We start from the raw sequence: 3,295 nt of genomic DNA, 5'->3' as shown, positions 1-3,295 counted from the left end.
GGCCATACCGCGGTCCCGGCTCTCGCCGGAAGGCGCCGCGGCCATCGCCTCGACGGGTCGGGACTCCATCGACTGCTGGAGCTGGACGGGCGTCATGCTGATGCGGCGGCGCGGACCGGTCGACGACGTCCTGCTCGTGACCCCGCGCGGCTGGGTCCGCCCGGTGCGCCCGAAGGGCATCCACGAGCGGCGGTACGGCTCCGTGCTCGGATCCACCTGAGCCCCCTCCGCCGTCGGTGCGCGTCCTGTCGACGCTGCGGGTTCCCGTCCAGCGTACGTGCGGGGCGGGCGACAGGGGGGCCGAGGCCCGCCCCGCTCCCACTTCGGGGCCTCGCCTGCGCCGACCTGGACCCGACATCACCCGGTCGGAGGACCCCGCACCGGTCAAGGCGACGTCCGCCCGGGCCGATGAAGGAGCGAGGGGAGTTCCGGGACCGCATCCGCCACCCGCCGCGCCCCTTGCCACCCAGGAGAGGCACCCGATGTCGCCGAGCGTCGAACCCGTCGACCACCCCGTCCCGCAGCCGTTCGGCTGGGTGCTGGTCGACGCTCCGGCGCACCTGCGCGAGGTGCTCGACCAGGTCGCCGTCGGCCCCGGCGGCGTCCTCGCGATCGCCCGGTGGACGACGCGGGTCGGCGTGCGCCGTGGGACCGTGCACCCCGCCAGCGCGAGCCAGGCGGTCGACGACGTCGTCCTGGCGACGACGCGTCTGGCCGAGGCCCTCCAGCCCGCCCATCGCCCGGTGACGGCAGCCCTCGTCGTCGTCCCGGGGGACCGGCGGCCCACCCGCGTCTCGCCGGGCGCTGTCGTCGTCGGCGAGCAGAGGTTCACCGCCACCCTCGCCGGGCTGGGCCGGCACCTGGGCCCGGACGACGCCGCCGACGTGCGTCGCCGCCTCGCCGCACCTCCCCTGCCGGAGGACGACCTCCCGACGGTCGCGACCCTGACCGCGCTGCTCCAGGCCGATCGCGAGCGGAACGCCAGGGCGCACCGGGGGTAGGGCCGCCGCCCGTCCGAACCGCCGGTCCTCCAGGCGCCGTCGGGGCCCTGGTCGCCGTCGTGCGGGGGTGCCAGGATCGCGAGTGGAGGCGCGAAGTGCGCCGGGACGGGGGCCGAGGTGTCCGAGCACGCGACGGGGCATGAGCCCGCGGCGTCTGCGGAGCCGGTGGGCCCCGCGGGCCCCGCGGGGCCGGTGGAGCAGCAGAGCGGCACCTGGCGCCTGGTGCGGCTCGGGCTCGTGCTGGTGCTGCTGGTCGGGGCGGCGGTGCAGTTCAGGCAGCCGGTGGAACGGGATCTGGGCGACCTGCTGGACGGGCTGTACTCCGGGACGATCACGTCCGTCACGCGAGAGGTGCCCGAGCCCGAGAACACCGGCATCGACGAGGTGCGGCTCACCTGGCGTGAGCCATGGATCTCGCTCCCGTTCGGGTTGCAGGACGGCCCGTTCTCGTGGTTGCGGCAGGGGCGGACCGTGAGCCTCACCTACGTGGTGCCGATCTTCGACGTCGACGAGAGCTTCGAGCCCGTCCGGGAGGCGGCGCGCGCCACAGGTGCCACGATCGTCGAGGTGCCGTACACACCGCGATCGGGTGTCCCGATCGTCAACTGGTGGGCGGCGGCCTCGCTCCTCGGGCTCGTCGCCCTCATCGCGGCACCGCAACCGCGCCTCGCCACGAAATGGGCCTGGTTCTGGATCGCCTGGACGAACCCGCTGATCCTCGTCTTCTTCCTCGTCGAACCCGTCCCGCTGTGGCGGACGGCGCCGATGCCCGCGCCGGCAGCGCGGCTGACGGGCGGGTGGGCCTTCCTCATCAGCCTGTTCCTCACCCCGATGATGCGGAGCGTCGTCCCCGAGCTGACGAGCTGAGGGGAGACGGGGCGTGGCGGCGCCCGCACCAGGGCTCGTCCCTCAGCAGGTTGGGCATGCGGATCCTGCGGATCGTCCTGGTCGGGCTCCTCCCCTTCGGCGGCTGACGGCCCGTCGGGGTCGTCGGTCACCGCGCAGCCGGAGGTCGCTGTCCCCCGGGGAGCCGCGGGGTGACGATGTACCCGCGCTCGCCGTCCCCGAACACCTCCATGCGCGGGTCGCGGCGGCCCCACAGCCAGGCCAGGTGCGCACAGAGGATCGCGTCGATCTCGTCCTCCACGATCCGCAGGTGGACCTTGCGCGTCGCGGCGGGGACAGCGGCGCGGATCTGCGCCCAGCGTGCGGACCTGTCGAGGCCGAGCGTGGGGCCGAGCACGCGCTCCATGTGCTCCACGAGCTGCACGAACGCCGCCCGGAGCGACTCCAGGGTGCGTCCGGGCTTGTTCTTGTACGGCAGGATCCGGCCGAGGCCGAACAGGCTCACCATCGCCGGGTGCGGGTACACCTCGATCGCGACCGGGCGGCCGGTGAAGGGCGCCGCCGTCGGGTCCATCTCCCAGCCGAACCGCTCGGCGAGGACCGCGCCGCGCGGCGGGTCGAACCACGGGCGCGACCTGTTCGCGGGGTGCGTGCCGGCGTCGTACCGGCCGAAGACGGCGCTCAGCTCCTTCTCGCACGGGCGGCTGCCGGTGAGGTTCGGGACGACCAGAGGCGCGTCGATCGCGACGACGGCGTCCGGGTCCAGGTGCGGGGCGAGGAACTCGGCGATCTGCTCGTCGGTGCGCACGGAGGTCGAGGCGATGAGGCGGCCGTCGGCGTCGACGACGGCGAGGCCGGTGCGGGCGCGCGGGGCCCAGGCGAGGTCGATGCCTAGGTGGGTGGGCATGGGCTCTCCGCGGCACAACGAGGTCTGGACCGATTCCACGCTATCCGCCTTCGCGGCGGATGCCGGAGGAGCGACCGCTGTCTAGCTTCGACCGGGATTGAGTGCCAAGCTGCAGTCGTGGCGACGAAGCATGACCTACGCGACTGGACCATCGAAGCCCTGAAGTCCCTCGGAGGCTCCGGCAGCGTCGTCGAGACCTGCCGTCTGATCTGGCAGGTTCACGAGCCCGATCTCCGCGCTTCGGGCGACCTGTTCTACACCTGGCAGTACGACGTTCGCTGGGCAGCCCAGACGTTGCGGGACGAGGGAGTCCTGGTATCGGCGGGACGTGAACGCAGGGCCCCGTGGACGCTGGCCTGAGCGTCGCTACATGCGCGCAGCAATGTGAGACGCAAAGGCCTCGGCCAAGCGCGGGGGGACAGCGTTGCCGATCTGGCGGGCGATGCTCGCCTTGTTGCCCGCCCACAAGTAGTCCTCCGGGAACCCCTGGATGAGTGCCGCCTCGAGGTGCGTGATCGGACGGTCGGCGACCGGGTGCAGG

Annotated in this window: 6 protein-coding genes; 4 read left to right on the top strand and 2 right to left on the bottom strand. The window is 73.4% G+C overall.

The genetic code is table 11. From position 1 onward, the window contains the following. The 3 genes from ABWK99_RS14995 to ABWK99_RS14985 all read left to right on the top strand — a co-directional run. Positions 1–220, top strand: a 220-nt coding sequence (locus ABWK99_RS14995) for a hypothetical protein (RefSeq protein WP_372595497.1), incomplete at its 5' end; no start/stop codon positions are given. A gap of 262 nt (positions 221–482) precedes the next feature. After that, the gene (locus tag ABWK99_RS14990) at positions 483–1,001 is read left to right on the top strand and encodes a hypothetical protein (RefSeq protein WP_372595496.1); all 519 of its coding nucleotides are present in this window, start codon (positions 483–485) and stop codon (positions 999–1,001) included. Between the two features lie 192 nt (positions 1,002–1,193). Further along, entirely contained in the window at positions 1,194–1,868 is a 675-nt protein-coding gene (locus ABWK99_RS14985; protein WP_372595495.1) for a hypothetical protein, read from the top strand. Between the two features lie 127 nt (positions 1,869–1,995). Here the strand turns inward: ABWK99_RS14985 and ABWK99_RS14980 are convergent, their stop codons facing one another. Beyond that, entirely contained in the window at positions 1,996–2,754 is a 759-nt protein-coding gene (locus tag ABWK99_RS14980; protein WP_372595494.1) for a DUF429 domain-containing protein, read from the bottom strand. 117 nt (positions 2,755–2,871) lie between these two features. Here ABWK99_RS14980 and ABWK99_RS14975 point away from each other — a divergent pair, with 117 nt between their 5' ends. Further along, complete coding sequence (locus tag ABWK99_RS14975; protein WP_372595493.1) at positions 2,872–3,114, top strand: hypothetical protein; 243 nt, start codon at positions 2,872–2,874, stop codon at positions 3,112–3,114. Between the two features lie 6 nt (positions 3,115–3,120). Here the strand turns inward: ABWK99_RS14975 and ABWK99_RS14970 are convergent, their stop codons facing one another. After that, positions 3,121–3,294 (bottom strand): DNA cytosine methyltransferase, encoded by a 174-nt coding sequence (locus tag ABWK99_RS14970; RefSeq protein ID WP_372595498.1) that lies wholly within the window; start codon positions 3,292–3,294, stop codon positions 3,121–3,123. Position 3,295 lies beyond the last annotated feature (1 nt).

It is taken from the genome of Actinotalea sp. (assembly GCF_041597215.1).
Taxonomy (GTDB): Bacteria; Actinomycetota; Actinomycetes; order Actinomycetales; family Cellulomonadaceae; genus Actinotalea.
Note: the sequence above shows the minus strand (reverse complement) of the source record. Positions and strands in the feature narration are given on the sequence as shown.

Excerpts from the sequence above, each read along its gene's own strand:
- ABWK99_RS14990 (WP_372595496.1), top strand. The coding sequence starts at position 483 with ATGTCGCCGAGCGTCGAACCCGTCGACCACCCCGTCCCGCAGCCGTTC.
- ABWK99_RS14980 (WP_372595494.1), bottom strand. The coding sequence starts at position 2,754 with ATGCCCACCCACCTAGGCATCGACCTCGCCTGGGCCCCGCGCGCCCGC.